The sequence below is a fragment of the Planomicrobium soli genome, from assembly GCF_003014655.1.
Taxonomy (GTDB): Bacteria; Bacillota; Bacilli; order Bacillales_A; family Planococcaceae; genus Planococcus; species Planococcus soli_B.
Map to the genome: position 1 here is coordinate 221,013 of NZ_PYAT01000006.1, position 15,968 is coordinate 236,980.

At 46.6% G+C, this 15,968-nt stretch carries 17 protein-coding genes and 1 tRNA gene; 7 read left to right on the top strand and 11 right to left on the bottom strand.

Going from position 1 to position 15,968, the window contains the following annotated elements:
• Positions 1 to 181 precede the first annotated feature (181 nt).
• Positions 182 to 385 carry a thioredoxin family protein gene (locus tag B0H99_RS09940; RefSeq protein ID WP_106533512.1) on the top strand — a complete coding sequence of 68 codons (204 nt, stop codon included), beginning with the start codon at positions 182 to 184 and terminating at the stop codon, positions 383 to 385.
• Between the two features lie 92 nt (positions 386 to 477).
• On the opposite strand, the gene B0H99_RS09945 is transcribed toward B0H99_RS09940, so the two are convergent.
• From B0H99_RS09945 to B0H99_RS17850, 7 genes are all read right to left on the bottom strand, one after another.
• Positions 478 to 1,041 (bottom strand): polysaccharide deacetylase family protein, encoded by a 564-nt coding sequence (locus B0H99_RS09945; protein ID WP_106533513.1) that lies wholly within the window; start codon positions 1,039 to 1,041, stop codon positions 478 to 480.
• 87 nt (positions 1,042 to 1,128) lie between these two features.
• A complete protein-coding gene (gene phnC / locus B0H99_RS09950; protein WP_106533514.1) occupies positions 1,129 to 1,917 on the bottom strand; it encodes a phosphonate ABC transporter ATP-binding protein in 789 nt (262 codons plus the stop codon).
• 14 nt (positions 1,918 to 1,931) lie between these two features.
• On the bottom strand, positions 1,932 to 2,687 hold the full coding sequence (gene phnE / locus B0H99_RS09955) for a phosphonate ABC transporter, permease protein PhnE (RefSeq protein ID WP_106533556.1): 756 nt from the start codon (positions 2,685 to 2,687) through the stop codon (positions 1,932 to 1,934).
• Between the two features lie 11 nt (positions 2,688 to 2,698).
• A complete protein-coding gene (phnD, locus tag B0H99_RS09960; protein ID WP_106533515.1) occupies positions 2,699 to 3,601 on the bottom strand; it encodes a phosphate/phosphite/phosphonate ABC transporter substrate-binding protein in 903 nt (300 codons plus the stop codon).
• 83 nt (positions 3,602 to 3,684) lie between these two features.
• Positions 3,685 to 4,734: a selenide, water dikinase SelD gene (gene selD / locus B0H99_RS09965; RefSeq protein WP_181313638.1), complete on the bottom strand. Its 1,050-nt coding sequence runs from the start codon at positions 4,732 to 4,734 to the stop codon at positions 3,685 to 3,687.
• A gap of 52 nt (positions 4,735 to 4,786) precedes the next feature.
• Positions 4,787 to 5,782: a glycosyltransferase gene (locus B0H99_RS09970; protein ID WP_181313639.1), complete on the bottom strand. Its 996-nt coding sequence runs from the start codon at positions 5,780 to 5,782 to the stop codon at positions 4,787 to 4,789.
• Between the two features lie 191 nt (positions 5,783 to 5,973).
• Positions 5,974 to 6,070, bottom strand: a tRNA-Sec gene (locus tag B0H99_RS17850).
• A 140-nt stretch (positions 6,071 to 6,210) separates the two neighbouring features.
• Between B0H99_RS17850 and selB the strand changes: the two genes are divergently transcribed.
• The 5 genes from selB (at position 6,211) to B0H99_RS09990 (ending at position 11,492) form a co-directional block, all read left to right on the top strand.
• Positions 6,211 to 8,118, top strand: a complete 1,908-nt coding sequence (gene selB, locus B0H99_RS09975; protein ID WP_106533517.1) for a selenocysteine-specific translation elongation factor — start codon at positions 6,211 to 6,213, stop codon at positions 8,116 to 8,118.
• Between the two features lie 37 nt (positions 8,119 to 8,155).
• On the top strand, positions 8,156 to 9,559 hold the full coding sequence (selA, locus tag B0H99_RS09980; RefSeq protein ID WP_106533518.1) for an L-seryl-tRNA(Sec) selenium transferase: 1,404 nt from the start codon (positions 8,156 to 8,158) through the stop codon (positions 9,557 to 9,559).
• A 117-nt stretch (positions 9,560 to 9,676) separates the two neighbouring features.
• Positions 9,677 to 9,790, top strand: coding sequence for a TlpA family protein disulfide reductase (locus B0H99_RS17670; RefSeq protein WP_146137261.1), 114 nt, complete (start codon positions 9,677 to 9,679; stop codon positions 9,788 to 9,790).
• Between the two features lie 15 nt (positions 9,791 to 9,805).
• The gene (locus B0H99_RS09985) at positions 9,806 to 10,432 is read left to right on the top strand and encodes a TlpA disulfide reductase family protein (protein WP_106533519.1); all 627 of its coding nucleotides are present in this window, start codon (positions 9,806 to 9,808) and stop codon (positions 10,430 to 10,432) included.
• 73 nt (positions 10,433 to 10,505) lie between these two features.
• Complete coding sequence (locus tag B0H99_RS09990; RefSeq protein ID WP_106533520.1) at positions 10,506 to 11,492, top strand: 2-hydroxyacid dehydrogenase; 987 nt, start codon at positions 10,506 to 10,508, stop codon at positions 11,490 to 11,492.
• 133 nt (positions 11,493 to 11,625) lie between these two features.
• Here the strand turns inward: B0H99_RS09990 and B0H99_RS09995 are convergent, their stop codons facing one another.
• Together B0H99_RS09995 and B0H99_RS10000 are read right to left on the bottom strand one after the other, a co-directional pair.
• Positions 11,626 to 12,498 (bottom strand): metallophosphoesterase family protein, encoded by an 873-nt coding sequence (locus B0H99_RS09995; protein ID WP_106533521.1) that lies wholly within the window; start codon positions 12,496 to 12,498, stop codon positions 11,626 to 11,628.
• Between the two features lie 172 nt (positions 12,499 to 12,670).
• Complete coding sequence (locus B0H99_RS10000; protein WP_106533522.1) at positions 12,671 to 13,066, bottom strand: SRPBCC family protein; 396 nt, start codon at positions 13,064 to 13,066, stop codon at positions 12,671 to 12,673.
• A gap of 229 nt (positions 13,067 to 13,295) precedes the next feature.
• On the opposite strand from B0H99_RS10000, the gene B0H99_RS10005 reads away from it, so the two are divergent.
• The gene (locus tag B0H99_RS10005; RefSeq protein WP_106533523.1) at positions 13,296 to 14,093 is read left to right on the top strand and encodes a CPBP family intramembrane glutamic endopeptidase; all 798 of its coding nucleotides are present in this window, start codon (positions 13,296 to 13,298) and stop codon (positions 14,091 to 14,093) included.
• A gap of 80 nt (positions 14,094 to 14,173) precedes the next feature.
• On the opposite strand, the gene B0H99_RS10010 is transcribed toward B0H99_RS10005, so the two are convergent.
• Complete coding sequence (locus tag B0H99_RS10010; RefSeq protein ID WP_106533524.1) at positions 14,174 to 14,731, bottom strand: GNAT family N-acetyltransferase; 558 nt, start codon at positions 14,729 to 14,731, stop codon at positions 14,174 to 14,176.
• 322 nt (positions 14,732 to 15,053) lie between these two features.
• Positions 15,054 to 15,962 (bottom strand): collagenase, encoded by a 909-nt coding sequence (locus tag B0H99_RS10015; protein ID WP_181313640.1) that lies wholly within the window; start codon positions 15,960 to 15,962, stop codon positions 15,054 to 15,056.
• Between the last annotated feature and the right edge of the window lie 6 nt (positions 15,963 to 15,968).

The window sequence follows — 15,968 nt, forward strand, 5'->3', positions numbered from 1 at the left end:
CAGAATAGTTAAGAATGAGCCGGAAAAAGTTTATACTTTAATAGTACGATAGAATTTTTTATGGGGAGGTATAAACATGGTAAAGACGATTAAGTCTGAAGATTTTTTTGCGCTAACTGAAAACCAGGAAAAACCGTTTGTCCTCGATTTCACAGCAGATTGGTGACCAAGCTGCGTTCATTTGGGGCCGGTGGTCTCAAGCGTAGCTGAACAACTTGATTCAGTTGATTTTTACAAAGTGGATGTGGACGAAGCTCCAGATCTGGCTCAGAAATTCGGCGTACAAAGCATTCCGACCTTGATTCTGATTAAAAACGGCCAAGAAGTAAAACGCTCGGTCGGTTTTATTCCGGAAGAACCGGTGAAGGAATTTGCGCAGTCTTAAAAAAGAGCAAACTCTCAATTAAGAAAAAGGTGCCTTGAAGGCGGGTTCACAGTTTTTGTGAAGCCCGCTTCAAGGCACCTTTTCTGTATCATCTACAGGAGTGTAAATCCATAGCCCCGTTCTTTAATGGACGCAATCAATTCAGGTAGAACTTTTAACGTTTGCGGCAGTTCATGCAGCAGGATCACTGCCCCGTCTTCCAAGTTTTCGGTAACATTAGCAATTATTTGGTCTGGATCTTTTTTCAGCTCCCAGTCCATTGAAGCAATTTTCCACATGACCAGTGTTGTGTCCAATTGCTCGGTCACTTGAAGCGTATCGGCATCAAATCGGCCATAAGGCGGCCGGAAATAGCGGACGGAACTACCGGTGATTTGTTCGATGGCATTGATGCTGTTGCTGATATCCTTAAATTGTTCTTCTTTGGTCAGCTCAACCAGGTTCCGGTGTTTGACGGTATGGGAGCCGATCAAATGCCCTTCATCCAGTACCCGCTGCCATGGACGTTTTGGATGCAGCAGGCGCGTCTGCCAAAAAAAGACGGCCGGAACGTTTTCCTGCTTCAGCACATCAAGGAATTGGGGCAAGAGGCGGCTTGGCCCATCATCGAAGGTCAAGACAACAAATTTTTCTCCGGAGCTTCCGATTTTGGTCACGACATTTTCATTAGTGGAGTCGTACACGACTCGAGTATTGTCGACTGCTCAAGGATTTTTCATCATTAGATTCATCCCCTTATGCGATTAGATTCCAGCACCAAAAAAGGAATTCTCAGATTTAGAGCCGTACGTAGCGTGATACGTTTCTTCCGTAAATTGTTCCGGCAGCCCGTCAAAAATCACTTCCCCGTTTCGCAAGGCGATAATCCGGGTGGCGTAACGCTTGGCCAAATCGACGTCATGGACATTAATGACTGTAAGCAGCCCGAGCCGTTCATGCATTTCTTTCAGCAAAGTGAAGATGCGGTTCGAAGTGCCAGGGTCAAGGCTTGCTACCGGTTCATCTCCAAGCAGCACCCGGGGCTGCTGGACAAGGGCACGTGCGATTCCGACGCGCTGCTTTTGGCCGCCGCTCAAGTTCTCTACCCGGCGGTCGGCCATTTCTGATAATCCGACTTCTGCGATGATTTTCCGGGCAAGCGCGAGCTCTTCCTGGGAAAACCAACCGATTAAATTTTTGAAAGACGACCGATAGCCGAATGTTCCAGTTAAGACATTTTGCAATACACTGAGGCGGGGGACCAAGTTGAAATGTTGGAAAATCATTCCCATCTCCCGGCGCACTTTCCGCAATTTTTCTTCCTTGGCACGTGATACATAATCCGGATCCAAACACACTCGGCCATCTAGGCAAACTTCACCGCTCGTCGGTATTTGCAAGCCGTTGATGCAGCGGATGAACGTCGATTTTCCGGCACCGCTTTTTCCGAGTACACAGACGAAATCGCCTTTGTTCAGTGTCAGATTCAGATTAGTAAGGGCTTCAACTTCGCTTCCAGGGTATTGGACAGACAAGTTTTTTACTTCAATCATGTAAGGCGCCTCCTTCATATGATCCGATTCCGGACATAGCTGGCTAAAAAGTCAATGAGGATAACCATAACCATAATAATCAGTACATCGAGCGAAACGGCTGAGTATTGGAATGTTTTAAAGTCATTGAACAACCGCTGTCCGATACCGCCTCCGCCGATGAATCCAAGGATCAGCGAGGTCCGGATGGCGACTTCAAAGCGGTAGAAAAACTGCGATAAAACATTCGGCCAAATTTGTGGCATGATGCTGAATAGATAGGCAATCCATTTTTTCGCTCCTACCGCTTTCATCGCTTCTTGAGGACCGGGATCAGCCGCTTCAATCAATTCCGAAATCAATTTTCCAAATACGCCGACATTGTGGAACATGATGGCCAGCACTGCGGGAAATGGCCCAAGTCCAAGCGTGGTCAGCAAGATCAGTCCGAAGACAATTTCAGGAATCGACCGGACAAAACTAAGCACGACTCGGGTGAATTGAAAAAGCGCCTTGGATGGAGCTGTATTGCGCGCTGCCAGAAAACTGATCGGCAACGCGATGATAAGCCCCAGCACACTTCCTAAAAATGCCATAGACAGTGTCTCTAACGTATCTTGGACCATTGCCGGCAACAGTGAAAAGTCCATCGGGAACCACTTCGACAAGAAATCGATCATGTTGCGGAAATCTTTGAATTTTGTCAGATCAAATTCTGTCAGCCTCATACTCAAATAGATAAATATAAGGAGTATAACTACCGTGATAATGTTGCTTTTTTTAAACCACACCATGATCAACTCTATTCTTTAATGATTCCCTGCTTGATCGCTGCTTGTTTGATGCTTTCGTAATCTTCGTTAGTGGCTTCGGTAAAGCCGGAAGCTCCAAACGCATCCAGAATTTCCGGATCTTCAATCGCAAGGAATGTTTCCTGCAATTTTTTCACAGTTGCATCGTCTGTGCTTTCAAGAACAGCCCAAGGGTATTGGAATAATTCTTCAGATTCCCAAATGGTCTTGAATTGTTCGCCTTCAATCTTCCCGGATTCAACCAATTGGTCATAGATGGCGCTGTCGATAGCTCCAGCGTCCACTTGCTTGTTTTGGATAGCAAGTGCTGTTGCATCATGCGAACCGGTAAAGCGCACAGTAGCAAACTCATTGTCGTCTTCTGATTTGTAGACGCCGCGCTCCTGCAATTCAATAGAAGGAATCAACGAGCCGGAAGTCGAGTTCGGATCACCGAATGCAAAGTCGACTTCTTTGGAGTCTGCAAGCATCTCTTCAATCGTATTCCACGGATTGTCTTTGTGCGTGATGATATAAGAATGATAATAAGGCTTGCCGTCAATCAATTGTGTGATGATTGCTTTTGCATTGCTGTTTGCTTCAGCGATAACATAAGTCAACGGCCCAAGATACGCCATGTTGATTTGGTCGTAGTTCATCGCTTCGACTACGCCGTTGTAATCAGGATAAACTTTGATCGATACTTCGCGATCTAATTCTTTGCTCAACAAATCCTGCAGTTTCTTCATAGCAGTATCCATCTCGCCTTCCGTTTGGGCAGGGATGACTCCGATTGTGAATACCTCTTTTTCTTCTGTTTCTTGCTCTCCGCTGCCGTTCTCCGAACTGCCGCATGCGGCTAAGAATATTGACAGGACGAGCGTTAAAGCAAATAAAATACTCCATTTTTTCATGTTAAAACCTCTTTTTCAATTTTTTCTTTCTTGTGCTTTCCGCCACAATGGTAAAACAAGGGCTCTTTAGGGAGCCCTTGTGATTAAATCACCTGAATCCGTCCAGCATTTTCGCTTGTAACGGTTCCGACGATCGCTGAATGAACGTTTCTTTCAAGCAAGTCGCGTTGAAGCGCTTCGGCTTCGGCCTCTGGAACGGAAATGAGCAATCCGCCTGAAGTGACCGCATCACAAAGGATGAGACGGTCGATTTCGCTGACGCTATCAGCATAATCGATGTCGCCGGCCAGCCATTTCAGATTTTTGCGTGTTCCGCCTGGAATGACATTTTGTTCCGCAAGCTCTTTGGCTTTTGAAAGGACAGGAACATCTTTGCTGGATACAGTCACGCCGACGTTTCCGCCTTTTGCAACTTCCATCGTATGGCCAAGAAGTCCGAAACCGGTCACATCAGTACATGCGTTGACTGAGTAGTTCGCCATGACTTCGGCTGCTGTTTTGTTCAACGTCGCCATGACCGTCATTACTTCGTTCAAGTCTTCCTCCGGCAAAATGCCTTGTTTGATTGCTGTCGTCAAGATGCCGACACCGATCGGTTTGGTCAAAATCAGGCGGTCGCCCGGTTTTGCACCAGCGTTGGAGCGGATTTTATCCGGATGGATCGTTCCGGTAACCGATAAGCCGAATTTCGGCTCCTGATCGTCGATTGAATGTCCACCAACTAATGTGGCACCGGACTCTTTCACTTTATCCGACGCACCCGCCAAAATTTCAGCAAGAATGTTTTTATCTAATGTGTTAATTGGGAAAGCAACAATATTCATAACCGTCAGCGGCTTACCGCCCATCGCGTATACATCGCTTAATGAGTTGGCAGCACCGATCTGGCCGAACATGTAAGGATCGTCGACGATCGGGGTAAAGAAATCCAAGGTCTGGACGAGTGCAACCTCGTCGCTGATTTTGTAAACACCTGCATCATCGGCTGTATCCAGTCCCACAAGCAGATTAGGGTCTTCTACATTTCTCGGTAAATGGCGCAGAACCTGCGCCAGGTCCTCAGGACCAATTTTGCAGCCTCAACCGCCTTTAGTAGATAAAGAAGTTAAGCGAACCATTTCTTTTTCTGCCATTTGTATTCTCTCCTTTTTTGTTCAATTTGTCTTTATGCAACCAAAACCGGGCTTAATACAAGATGCTTCTATATATAGCGAGCAATGCCTCGGCCTCTTTAGTGCTTGAATGATTCTCGGCAATGTGTTCTTTTGCCTTGAGCCCCATTTTTTCTCTCACTTCGTAATTATTCATCAGTGATTCGGCATAAGCAAGAAATTCGGTTTCATCGTTGTAGAGAAAGCCGTTTTCTTCATTAGAGACAATGCTGCTGTTTCCGGGAATATCGGAGACGAGAACAGGGCATCCATATCCCATCGCTTCTAATATGGCGGCCGGCTGCCCTTCCGAGAGGGAAGTGTTCAGAACCGCGTCAGCTTGTCTGTAAAGTGGACCCATAAGCGGATGGGGTACAGCTCCTAAATAGCGGACCCAGTCTTTGTGCTGCTCAATCAAGCTGTCAACAAGCTCTCCTTCGGCTTCTTCCAGAACCGGTCCGGCCAGCCAAAGGCGAAGATCCGGATAGCCAACGTGCAATTTCTCAAGCATGGTGATAGCAGCGGGAACATTTTTAATTTTGCGGATGCCCGCGGGCAATACAAACAAAAAGGTGCCCGGCTCTTTTTCGGCAAAAGAATCGGCAGTTGAAAATTCACTGTTTCCTTGGGCAATCGGGAAAATTTTATCTTGCAATTCCGGCGCTTCCTGAACCAATACCGCTTTTGCCTTTCTATCAAACACATGGATAGCCGCCGCCCTTTTCAAACAAGCAAGTACATCTTCACGTTTGTCCGGCTCAAACAAATCGACATTCAAATCGGTGCCGGTTATTGTCACAACATAGCGAAAGGGCGGCTCAGCCAGTTGCTCGACAAATTTGTGAAATCGATGGGCGTGGAATCCATGAACCAAATCGGCGTCCGGCAATCGGGATGGAAACGGCTCGTCGGTTGAAGAAATAATTTCAGTTTGAACGCCTAACTTTCTTAAGTTCGCCGCAATCCGTTCGACAGTAACAGTATTGCCGCGCGGCTGTGGATAATTCGGCGAAACCAATACAATCTTCATAAGATTTCAATCCTTTAGTGACGCAGTTTGTTAGAAATTCCAATAAGGTATATGTAAAACGGATTTCCTCTATTAATTATCATGAAATTAGTCTAATTTGTCACTTATCTTGCCTGTATATAGGAAAAGAAAAATAGCGCTTGGAAAATGAAAAAAGGCCGTCAAAATGACGGCCATCGATTTTCTATGTATGGCGGGACTGTGTGGGAATCGAACCCACCGAGCCTGGCACGCAGGCCCCTCAGGGTTTTGAAGACCCAGGAGGACACCAGTCACCCAACCAACCCCATAATCTAGCAAAGATAAGTTTATACTGAAAAAAATAGAACCGCAAGCGCTTTGCTCAAGCGCAAGGGCAAAGCGCTTGAAACCGCTCGTCGCGAAGATTAAAGTAAAGATACCAACACTCAAAGAAAGCATGTGAGAAAATGACCGATACTTATTTTACGATTGGCATGGCGGGGCATATTGACCACGGCAAAACAACGCTGACAAAAGCGCTGACGAACGTGGATACAGACCGCCTGAAAGAAGAAAAAGAACGCGGTATCTCCATTGAACTCGGATACGCGCCACTGAAGACGGAAAACGGGGCGCATGTCTCAATTGTTGACGTACCGGGCCATGAACGCTTTATCCGTCAGATGATTGCCGGTGTAGCCGGTATCGATCTTGTCGTACTAGTGGTCGCTGCTGACGAAGGCGTCATGCCGCAAACCGAGGAACACTTGGAGATTCTGCAATTTCTTGGCATTGAGCAATGCATCGTTGCCATCACAAAAATCGACCGGGTCGATGAAGTGATGCTGGAACTAGTGACAGAAGATATCCGGGAACGGCTGGAAGGGACGATTTTCGACGGGGCACCGTACGTCCTCGTTGACAGTGTATCGGGCAAAGGCATCGAAGAACTGAAGAAAACGATTTTTAACCAATTGAAAAATGTGAAATTTCGTGATGCCTACGGCTCGTTCCGTTTGCCGATCGACCAGGTGTTTACCGTTCAAGGGCAAGGTACAGTCGTTAGAGGGACTATCTATGAAGGAGTCGTCCAAAAAGGCAGCCAACTGACGCTGTTGCCGAAAGGGCACAAAGTAAAAGCCCGCCAGCTTCAAGTCCATCACGAGGAACAGGAACAAGCAAGGGCCGGACAGCGGACCGCCATCAACCTTGGTGGGGTAGATAAGGACGAAATCAGCCGGGGGGATGTGCTCGTGGCGTCCGACCATTTCTTGGTCACCGATACAATCGATGTTGCTCTACAGCTGATCAATGAAACCTTTTCCCCTATCAAACAGCGTGCTCCGGTTAAGGTGCATGTCGGGACGTCTGAAGTGATGGGCAAAATTGTCTTTTTCGACCGCAACGAATTGGAGCAGACAAATGAGGAAGTGCTGTGCCAGATCCGTTTGGATGAAGAGGTGGTGGTCCGCCGCGGTGACCGTTTTATTTTGCGGCGTCCAACGCCTGTTGAAACGCTGGGCGGCGGTTGGGTGATTCAGCCAAGAGGCGGCAAATACCGGTTCGGCGAAGAAACCATCACGATGCTCCAGGAGATGAAAGAAGGCACACCGGATGATTTAGTAGAAGACGTACTGGCGAAGCAGATCTTGCTGGATGTTAAACAATTGATCCAGCAAACATCGCTCGATGAAGGGCTGCTCCGGGAGACCGTTGCGAAAGGCATCACAGAAGAGAGAATAGTGGAAGTTTCCGCTGGCAAGTACAGCTTATCGAAAACATTCATCAAACTAAAAGATGAAGTTCTGGAACGGCTGCATGCCTATCATGAAGAATTTCCGATGCGCATCGGAATGAGCAAAGCAGAACTTGTTCAAACATTCAGCAGCGCTTACCCTAAACCGTTTATTGAATATACGCTCGATAAATTGGCGGAATTGAACGAAGTTAGAAAAGCGGAGCAGTATATGGCGCTCGGAAACTTCGAGCCGCATTTGCCGAAGCAGTGGAAGACGCGGATGGAAGGCATCATTACAGCGATCGAAAAAGACGGCGTGCAAGTGAAAAAATGGGAAGAGTATACAGGTGGCACGCCAATACCAAAAGCGGACATCTCCGAAATGACTGCGTATCTGCTTCATACGAAACAAGCGTACCGCTTTATGGAGGATACGCTGGTCCACCGTTCCGCAGTTGAAGCCGCAGTTGCTAAACTGCAGGCGGAAACGGAAGTGGAATTCGGTTTAAAAGAAGCGAAGGACACGCTCGACCTTTCCAGAAAATACTTGATTCCGTTTCTGGAATTGCTCGATCAATTAGGCGTGACTACGCGTGCTCAGGACAAACGGCGATGGGCCGAGAAGGATGGAAGATAACTTTTCAGCCGGATCGCTAAGAATAGGAGGGGATAGGATGAAAGAGTATTTGCGCCAGATTCCGCCTGTACACGAGCTGCAGAAAGACAGCCGCTTCGAAGAGATAGCAACAGGGTTCGGACTCACTCACCTGCAGGCGACAAAGTTCGTTCAGCAGGAGATCAATGAAATGCGTCAGCGGCTGTTGCAAGGGCAATGGGCTGGTTCTCCAGCCCATTCGAACTTTGCAGCACTGATTTTCAGCAACATCGAGAAAAAAGCTGGGAAATGGAAGGAAGACCGTCTAATGCAAGTGATTAATGGAACCGGGACGGTTTTACATACCAATTTAGGCAGAGCGAGGTTGAGTGACCGGGCAGTGGATCATGTAGCCAAAGCAGCGCGCAATTATTCGAACCTTGAATACCAGGTTGCGGAAGGAAAACGCGGTTCGCGCCACGACATTATTGAAGATCTGCTGAAAGAGGCAACCGGAGCAGAAGCGGCAATGGTCGTCAACAATAACGCGGCGGCAGTGTTTCTTGTATTGAGTGCATTAGCAAAAAATAAGGAAGTTATCGTTTCCCGTGGCCAACTGGTTGAAATCGGTGGCTCTTTCCGGGTCTCTTCCATCATGGAAGAAAGCGGCGCCCGTTTAGTAGAAGTCGGAACGACCAATAAAACGCATTTGTTTGATTATGAAAAGGCGTTAACCGAAGAAACAGCGATGATCATGAAAGTCCATACCAGCAATTTCTTGATGATGGGCTTTACTAAAACGGTGGGAACCGAAGAACTGGTTGAACTGAAGAACACTAACAATGGGGTAGTGTTTTATGAAGACTTAGGCAGCGGGGCTTTATTTGACTTCAGAAAGCACGGCATCGGCGACGAACCGGTTGTCCGCGAAGTGATCGAGTCCGGCGCTGACATTGTATCATTTAGTGGAGACAAATTGCTCGGCGGCCCACAGGCTGGCATTATTGCCGGAAAAAAGGCGATTATCGACAGGCTGAAAAAACATCAATTGGCACGCGTGCTTAGAGTGGATAAACTGACGTTTGCGGCGCTTGAAGAAACGTTGAAGACATATCTTTCAGGAGAAGATGCGATCATGGAGCTGCCGACGATTAGGGATGTCATCCGTCCACCTGAAGAAATCAAACAGCAAGCGGAAGCTTTTATACATCAATTAAGCGGGAAAACAGAAGAATATAGCATGGAACTGAAGAAGAGCACATCCCAAATAGGCGGCGGAACAATGCCGGGTGTGGAACTTCCTACGTACATGGCAGCAGTTGCGCATAGTACGTTTTCGGCACAAGAGCTGGCAGACAAACTCCGCAGTTGCCGTCCAGCTGTCATTTCGCGGATTCAAGACGACCAAGTATGCATAGATTTCCGGACGATCGACCAAGACGAACTGCCGATTATCGTAAAAAGTTTTTTGGAAATCGTCTAATCTGGTAAATAAACTCAATCATTTGGCTTCATAAACAGGATTTTCAGCATGAAGTATGGAAGTAAGCCAACAAGAGAATCTTTATCTCGTATTTTTAAAAAAGAAGGAGGACTGGTTATGTTATTAACACAAATGCAAAATGTACAATTAACTGATTTGAACGGCAAGAAAGTTTCGATCAGCGATTTCCGCGGAAAGAATACGCTGATTTTCATGTGGGCGTCCTGGTGACGCTGTCGTGCACAGCTGCCCGGGTGGCAGCAGGTATACGATAAATACAAAGATATGAATTTCGAAATTCTATCGGTTGCCGCAGATGGCCAAGGGCCGGAAGTCGTTAAACCGTATACAAAAGAGACCACTTTTACAACAGTGGTCGACGAAAACAATGTGCTGATCAATATGTTCGGCTTCAAGATGGTGCCGAATGGCATTTTCCTGGACGAAGAAGGAACAATACGGATGATCAAAGAAGGATTCAAGTTGGACAATCCTGAAAATATCGAGGCGGTCGAAAAACTGATCCGCAAAGAAGTGGAAAAAGTTGAATTTGAAGGCAGCAGCCCAAAGAGCGGCCAACCGGACTTGGAGCAGCAATTGGCTCAGACAAAATACAAACTGGGCATGGAATACGCCAAGCAAGGACGCAACGACGAAGCGTTAAAAGAACTTGACGATGCCTGTTTGCTGGACCCGGATAATTTCACGATCCGAAAGCAACGCTGGTTTATTCGTTTTCCGGAAAAATTCACACCGGTGATTGAAGTCGAATGGCAGCAAGGGCAGCTTGAAATAGAAAAAGCGGAAGAAGAGCGCCGCCGCAACGAAGGGCTGGTCTGCGGACCAGATGGCTGCTTTTTGCCGAGCAGGTAATGGGAGGGCCGATTGAGGCCCTTTTCTGCTGTAATAGTGCGGCCATACATAAAAGGGAGATGAAGAAAAGCTGATGAAACCAAAAGTGTTTATCTCTGCACCCATTCCGAAAGAAGTGGAAGACTATATCGGGCAGTATTGCGATTATCGAATATGGAACAAAAAAGAAGCAATTCCATCTGAAATACTAGCCAAGGAAGTGGCGGACGTAGAAGGGTTAATGACCAAGAAAGGAGCAATAGACAAGGCGTTTTTGGAAAAAGCTCCCCAATTGAAAGTGGTCAGCACCATATCCGTCGGCTACGACTCTTTTGACACGGATGCAATGAAGGAAAAAAACGTGCTGGGCACCCACACGCCGTTTGTTTTGGACGAAACGGTTGCAGATCTCGTTTTCGGATTGATTCTGTCGGCGGCCCGAAGACTGCCCGAACTTGACCGCTGGGTAAAAGAGGGACAGTGGGGCAAAGAAAAGAGCTCGGAACGGAATTTCGGGGTGGACGTTCACCACACGACACTTGGCATCATCGGCATGGGCAGAATCGGAGAAAAAATTGCCAGAAGAGCGGCACTTGGATTTGAAATGAACGTCCTGTACAATAGCCACTCAAGAAAACCGGAAGCAGAAGAAAAATACGGCGCTCAGTACAGCGACGTCGATGCGTTGCTTGGAGCATCTGATTTCGTAGTAGTGATGCTTCCATTGAACCAGGAGACGCATCATTATATCGGAGAAGAGCAATTTAATCTTATGAAGCCGGATTCCATCTTCATCAATTGCGCAAGAGGGCAGGTTGTAGATGAAAAAGCGTTGGTCCAGGCGCTTCAGCAGAAAAAAATACGCGGAGCGGGACTGGATGTATTTGAAGTGGAGCCGGTAGAGCAGGACAATCCGCTGCTTAAGATGGACAATGTCGTCACACTGCCCCATATCGGATCAGCTACCCATGATACGAGATTCGATATGGCGATGAGAGCGGCGGAGAACTTGGTCGCCGGCGTGACCGGAAAAGTGCCGCCTGATGTTGTACGGGAACTGAAGGGCCTGATTGAGCGGTAAGTGGCAGTAGCGTTTTGCTGCTTGCGCATGAAAGAACCGATAAGAAGCTGAAATATCGACAAAATAAAACACCTTTTCTGAAAAGAAGGGTGTTTTTGTGTCCGCTTTATTAAATTATGGTAGGCAGGAAAGGTTATACGCCAGTCACTTTAACAGGTTTGGCTGCAGATTTTCTTGCGGCCGGAAGCAGAGGGATCAAATGTTTCAAGTCAGCGTCTGTCCCAAGCGGCTCTTCTCTCAGGCGGAAATGATGGATGGCTTCTCCGATGATTTTCCCTTGTTCTTCGAGAAGCGGATCGGATAGATTGACAGTATCGATGGAAATCAGCGAATCTGTTATATCAATGATGCGTGCGGCCTGTTCATCCAATACAGCGGCAATTTGCAGGAACGTCCAGCGCTTTCGCAGAGCAATTGAATTATAGTGATTGTGTCCGTTGACGTACAAGCCTGGTCCCTGCTTTTTCTGCAGAATTTCCTGTATTTGTACGTGTGGGTGAATATAGTGCATCGGCTCATGCGACTTAGCGGTAGTTGCATAAATAGGGTGATGGCCGAATACGAGAAGCGGTGTTTCCCCGGAATATTCAACTACTGATTCGAGCCATTCCTGTTGGATAGGATCTAGGACGCCGCCGCAATCGTTGAGGTCCTGTTCTCTTGCAGTGTCAAGGAAAGCAAACATTGCAGAATCCGTTTCAAGCAAATGGAAGCGCTGCTGCTGCGTGATTTCCAATACTTCCTTACGCTTTAGCCCATAAACATCATGGTTGCCAAGTACGTGGACAAATCGTTTCCCGTGGCGGCGGATGATCGAATAGATGTCCTCCAATTCTTCTGCCGTGCCGTAGTTTGTCAAATCTCCTACAGATACATACAAGTCTGCCGGTATCGAAAAAAAACGTTCCATAAACGTTTCATAAAATCCTTGTCGTGCGTCCGCAATTAGATAGTTGTCCAGAGTCAATTCAGGGTAATGCAAGTCACCAATAACTGCAATTCTCATAGTCTTTTCATTCTCCCTTCGTCTCTTGTTCTTCCTTAGTATCTCTGAAGTTTATTGAGTCACTATTAAGGCAGTGTGAAGAATTGTATAGATTCTTTAGTTCGAGTAATAAAGCGGGAATGCATTAAGATCCTAAAAAACCACTGCTCCAGAGAACAGTGGTTTTTTAGGTTTATATATGGGGAAGATTTTTTCCTTCCGCAAAAGCCTTTAAATTTTCCAAGCTAAGACCAAAACCGTCTGCATTCACCGTTACCCGGGTTCCGTTCTGCTCCCGAAACAAATCAAACGTGAAAAGCGTTCTGTCCGAATCGGAAGAGTAGGAGAACCGTTCAAGCGGCAGAACCTCGGTAATGGTGAAACTCATTGAAATGCTTTCGCCTTCTTCAAGTGAGTTGTGATTGCTTGGCATCAAAGTGAAAAGCGCTTTTTCCCCGACTGCCACTTTCGGTATTTGCCAGCTCGAACCGGGAGCGTACCAGGTGGAAAAGCGTCCATCTTTAACAATGGAGTTCCATACCGTTTCAGGATCGGCATCAATGAAAACAGAACGTGTAGTGCCATTCATCGGATCAACCTCCTGTTTTCTTCAAACTTTAAGTGTTTTCTCTTTAGCGTACAAGTGCAAAAAATACTGGAAAACAGCTAAAAAATTAAAAATCAGCCGGTTTTTTTCTTGTCTTTTGTTAGCAGTAATAATGATAATAAAAAGAGGCATTCGATGAACGGATCAAAACCTGTTGTCTTGCACCCAGTTCGAAAACTAAGGCAAAGAAGACTCAAAAGGAGTGAAACAAGTGAAAAGAAAAAGCTTCGGAAAATCATTTTTAGTGCTATTCATTTTTGGATTGATCGGCATTATATCTTTTGTCCCTTCTTTAATCCTCCTTATTGATGAGCAGCTTCAAAGCATACCGAATCCACCGGATATTCCGCTCGCACTGCTCGTATTGCTGTCATTGATCAATCCGCTGATCTTGCTGGCAGTGGCCATACTGATCGGCTTAGTAACCGCGCCGAAAATTGGCCTGGTTTCCTATCTTTACTCATGGATCAATGGACGATGGACAAAAGAAGACGCTGGGTCATTAAAAAAAGCCATCCCGATCGGTATTTTTTCCGGGATAGCACTTGCTGCCACTCTTTTTCTTTTGGAACTCGCTCTTCAGCCATACTTGCCTAAAGCGCTTCAGATAAGTGCCGGCTCCAGGGGGGTAATGGAAACACTTGGGGGAATTTTCTACGGAGGAATTACGGAAGAGCTGCTCCTTCGATGGGGCATGTTGTCGCTTGTTGCATGGGCTCTCTGGAAACTGTTCCAGCGTTCGCGGAAAGAACCGTCTGCGGCAATTTTCTGGATCAGCATCCTGGCAAGCGCACTACTGTTTGCAGTCGGTCATTTAGGAGCAACTGCTTTAGTGGCGCCGCTTACTGCTGCCGTATGGACGCGCATGCTTCTTCTTAACGGCATCGCGGGAATTGTATTCGGATGGCTATACTGGCGCAAAGGACTGGAGATCGCCATGATTTCCCACGCGTGTGTCCATATTGCGACCACTGCTTTTACAACAGTGTGGACGTTGTTTAAACTGTAGATTGAAGAGGAAAAAGAACCAAAGAATTCTAAAACCGAATAAAAAGTTTTCCTTCGAGTGAAGGAAAACTTTTTATTTGATTACTCTGTTCCATGGAGTGCTTCCCATTCGGGGCGCAAAATCCCCATCACGATAATATCGAAGCGCTTGCCGTCGCGGTACACCATCGAGCGCTTGCGTCCTTCCACCTGAAAGCCGACTCTTTCGTAAGCCTTGATGCCTCCCTTGTTGTACTCGATGACCTCCAAGCCTACCCGGTCCAGGTTCAGTTCATAGAATGCGTAACGGAGGATCAGGCGGAGTGCGTCCGTCCCGAAGCCTTTGCTGCGATCAGCGGCGTCGCCGATGCCAATGGCCAGTACGCCGGTCCGGTTGTTCCATTCGATGCCGTAAATGGTTACGAAGCCCACCAAGCGGTCCTCATCGATCGTTCTCAACCGGAAATACACTTCATTCGCTTCCGGAGAGCCTTCTTTCATCAATTGTTCGCTGTTGCGGGGCATGGCCATATCCGTATCCACATTCCGCAGATAGTCGGTGTCTTCCCCCCATTTCAGCATAATGCCGACATCCTCTTCCCGTGGTATAGCAAGCTTTACGCGTTCGCCGTGGAACAGATTAGAAATAATGGTTGTCATGTTGATCTCCTTAAATGTTTTAGTTTACTAACACCTCATGAATAGTTGATAGCTGTTTAAATGTACGCAATATCTCATCCCCCTAACGTTCAATTATTTTAATCATAGTGGGTTTGAAAACCTCTGGCAAATCGACGCAAAAACAGGCTTCCAGTATTTCCTTCATGAAGTATTTAATGTTCCACATGAGCTTCGCCGATTCTTACATGAAGTTTTCCGGCACCTACATGGACTCCGCCACATCTAACATGCATTTCCGGCCGCAAAATAAAAAACGGTCCAATTCCACTGCGAAATGCAGCTAGAACCAGACCATTTCCTGCTAATTACCCATATAATACAAATGCAACTCGTGTTCAAACTCACGAATTGTCATTCCTGTTAACTCTACAAAGCTTTCTTCAAAATCTCTTGTTATCCCAACCGATTCGATCAGTTCGTTAAGCGATTCCTCGCCATACTGATCGACCAGATACTTAACGGCAAAAAAGCTTTGTTCATAGACATTTGCCTTGTCGATAAAACGGGCTTTTTGCCATTGGTCGTGGGTGGTCAGTTCCTGCAGCGGCACGCCCTGAAAATAGGAATGCTCAATCCGGACTTTGTCATTGCCGACATACTCTGCGATTCCTTCATGAAACCAAACGGGATAGAGGGTGGAGTCGTCCGCTTTCGTCTTGTCAATTTTCCGTTCCAGCGCATAATGAGTGTACTCGTGCAGAATATTTTTTTGAAAACGGTATACGGCCAGTTCGTCCTCTTGCAGGATCGGTTCTTTATTATAGTAAATGATGCCAAGCAACCGCTCAAACTCCGAATAAAACCCGGATATGTTTTTGAGGTCGGAAAGCTGCCTCATATCTTCTTCGTTTTCAAAAACGATAATGTCCACATTCCGCTCATCCAGTTCTCCGAACAGTTCTTCGTTCCGTTCGATCGCCCAGTCCAATGTTTCTTTTGTAAGAGGAAGAAGGTCTGAGAAACCGCTTTCGTAATAGATGGAAACATGGTGGTGATCTTCGCGCAAATTCGTCTTTTTCAACTGCCTTTCTGCTGCGCTGTCGAAGTTTGTATTGATGAGCATCTTAATAGACTGGAAATACGTTAACTCTTCTTGCGTCTTTTCCTCTAAGAACTTGCTTAAAAAAATGCTCCCGCCGACCAAGACTATCCCTAACAAAACAATAATGCTTGATAAAATGAGCGGCAATACTTTAAGCGAGTTTTTCATTCCGTC

Bases quoted from the DNA above. Each gene is read 5' to 3' on its own strand.
- phnC (WP_106533514.1), bottom strand. From the start codon at position 1,917: ATGATTGAAGTAAAAAACTTGTCTGTCCAATACCCTGGAAGCGAAGTT.
- phnD (WP_106533515.1), bottom strand. From the start codon at position 3,601: ATGAAAAAATGGAGTATTTTATTTGCTTTAACGCTCGTCCTGTCAATA.
- B0H99_RS09970 (WP_181313639.1), bottom strand. From the start codon at position 5,782: ATGAAGATTGTATTGGTTTCGCCGAATTATCCACAGCCGCGCGGCAAT.
- selB (WP_106533517.1), top strand. From the start codon at position 6,211: ATGACCGATACTTATTTTACGATTGGCATGGCGGGGCATATTGACCAC.
- selA (WP_106533518.1), top strand. From the start codon at position 8,156: ATGAAAGAGTATTTGCGCCAGATTCCGCCTGTACACGAGCTGCAGAAA.
- B0H99_RS17670 (WP_146137261.1), top strand. From the start codon at position 9,677: ATGTTATTAACACAAATGCAAAATGTACAATTAACTGATTTGAACGGC.
- B0H99_RS09990 (WP_106533520.1), top strand. From the start codon at position 10,506: ATGAAACCAAAAGTGTTTATCTCTGCACCCATTCCGAAAGAAGTGGAA.
- B0H99_RS09995 (WP_106533521.1), bottom strand. From the start codon at position 12,498: ATGAGAATTGCAGTTATTGGTGACTTGCATTACCCTGAATTGACTCTG.
- B0H99_RS10000 (WP_106533522.1), bottom strand. From the start codon at position 13,066: ATGAATGGCACTACACGTTCTGTTTTCATTGATGCCGATCCTGAAACG.
- B0H99_RS10010 (WP_106533524.1), bottom strand. From the start codon at position 14,731: ATGACAACCATTATTTCTAATCTGTTCCACGGCGAACGCGTAAAGCTT.
- B0H99_RS10015 (WP_181313640.1), bottom strand. From the start codon at position 15,962: ATGAAAAACTCGCTTAAAGTATTGCCGCTCATTTTATCAAGCATTATT.